At 74.1% G+C, this 1,880-nt stretch carries 2 protein-coding genes; both read right to left on the bottom strand.

Going from position 1 to position 1,880, the window contains the following annotated elements; all coding sequences use genetic code 11:
• Nucleotides 1-215, bottom strand: a 215-nt coding sequence (locus EAD96_RS00505; RefSeq protein ID WP_233585318.1) for a zf-TFIIB domain-containing protein, incomplete at its 3' end; no start/stop codon positions are given.
• 23 nt (nucleotides 216-238) lie between these two features.
• Nucleotides 239-871, bottom strand: coding sequence for a phosphoribosyltransferase (locus EAD96_RS00500; protein ID WP_120572544.1), 633 nt, complete (start codon nucleotides 869-871; stop codon nucleotides 239-241).
• Nucleotides 872-1,880: the final 1,009 nt, after the last annotated feature.

Here is a 1,880-nt window from a genome sequence, read left to right as displayed (position 1 = left end):
AGATGTGTATAGGAGACAGAGCCGGCACCGGCCGGCGCGGCCTGCTGCGGGGCGCCGCCGTGCTGCCGGTTCCAGTTGGCCTCGGCCTCGAACAGCTTCTCGAGCTCACCGCGGTCGAGGAAGATGCCCCGGCATTCGCCGCACTGGTCGATGACTACTCCGCTGCGCTCGTACTGGCGCATCTCTCCGCGGCATTTAGGACAGGTCATCTGCATGACAACGACGGTACCGGGTGTTTTCACGCGACGGCGGTCAGCGCCTGCGTCACCTCGTCGTCGGAGACCTCGTGGAAGTCCTCGTAGTACGCGCCGACGGCGGCGAAGTCGTGCGGGAGTTGGCAGCTCACGACCCTGTCGGCGTCGGCGGCGAGCATGTCGTACGCCTGCTCGGAGCCGACCGGGACGGCGACCAGGACGCGGGCGGCGCCGAGGTGGCGGGCGACCTGGACGGCGGCGCGGGCGGTGGCGCCGGTGGCGAGTCCGTCGTCCACGATGACGGCGGTGCGGCCGGTGAGGTCCAGCGGTGGGCGGCCGCCGCGGTAGCGCTGTTCGCGGCGTTCCAGTTCAGCCTGTTCGCGGCGGCGGACCTGGGCGCGGTCGTTCTCGCTGATCCGGCCGGCGACCATCTCGTTGAGGACCTGGACGCCGCCGGGGCCGAGTGCGCCGTACGCGACCTCGGGTGCCCAGGGCACGCCGAGTTTGCGGACGACGAGCACGTCCAGTGGTGCGCCGAGCCGGTCGGCGACCACCCGGGCGACGGGTACGCCGCCGCGGACCAGGCCGAGCACGATGACGTCGGGCCGGCCGGCGAGGTCGGTGAGTCGTTCGGCGAGTTCGCGTCCCGCCTCGGCCCGGTCGCGGTAGGTGGTCATCCCTCAGGTGTACGCCTTCCGGCGGGATCGCGCGGGGCGGTTGCCGGGAATGTCGCCGGGTCGTCCGGTCGGGTGAGCGCCAGTGCGGGGGCGAGGACGAGCAGGGCGGCCGGGTAGAGCAGGTACCCGAAGCGGGTGGAGGGCATCAGCAGGATCGCGGCGAGCAGCCCGTACCCGCAGATGAGGGCCGTGGCGGCGGCGGTGCGGGGCGGGCGGCGCAGCAGCCGGACGGCGATGGCTCCTCCGGCGGCGACGAGCAGCGCGGCGGCGACGGCGCGGCCAGCCGGGAGTGTCTCGGCGATCAGATGCCCGGGGAACGGTGACTGGGCGGGGCTGGTGACGAGGCCGTGCCCGAGCGGGAAGCGCAGGACGTTCTCGACGAGGGCGTCGCGGTCGACGAGTAGCACCGGGACCAGCGCGAGGACGGGCAGGCCGATGGCGCCGAGGGCGGTGCGGAGTGCGGCCCGGCGGGTGGCGGCCCAAAAGATCAGGACGACGGCGACCGGCCAGGCGAAGAGTTTGAGGGCGCCGGCGGCGCCGACCGCGAGGCCGGCCCGGCCGGGTCGTCCGGCGGCGGCGAGCGCGAGGGCGAGCAGGCAGAGCGCGAGTACGGGCAGGTCGTCGCCGCCGGTGGCGAGGGTGAGCGCGCAGACGGGCAGGACGGTGGCGGCCTGGACGGCGCGCAGTACGGCGGCGTCGCGGCGGGGCGCGGACGGGCTGCCGCTTGCGCGCAGGGTGGCGACGAGGCCGACGAGGGTGAGCGCGGTGACCAGGGCGAACCAGACGCGGGAGTCGGTCCACCAGGCGTCGACGGCGGCTCGGGGCAGCCCGAACAGCGCCATGCCGGGCTGGTAGGGGGTGTAGCCGAGGAGTTGTTCGCCGGGGGGCAGGGCGGCGATGGCGTCGGGTCCGAGGTAGGGGGTGCCGTGCTCGGCGAGGCGGGCGCCGGCGTGTTCGACCACGATCACCTCCTCCTGGGCGCGGTCGGTGCTGTCTCTTATACACATCT

The sequence above is a fragment of the Micromonospora sp. BL1 genome, from assembly GCF_003667485.1.
Lineage (GTDB): Bacteria > Actinomycetota > Actinomycetes > Mycobacteriales > Micromonosporaceae > Micromonospora > Micromonospora tulbaghiae.
Note: the sequence above shows the minus strand (reverse complement) of the source record. Positions and strands in the feature narration are given on the sequence as shown.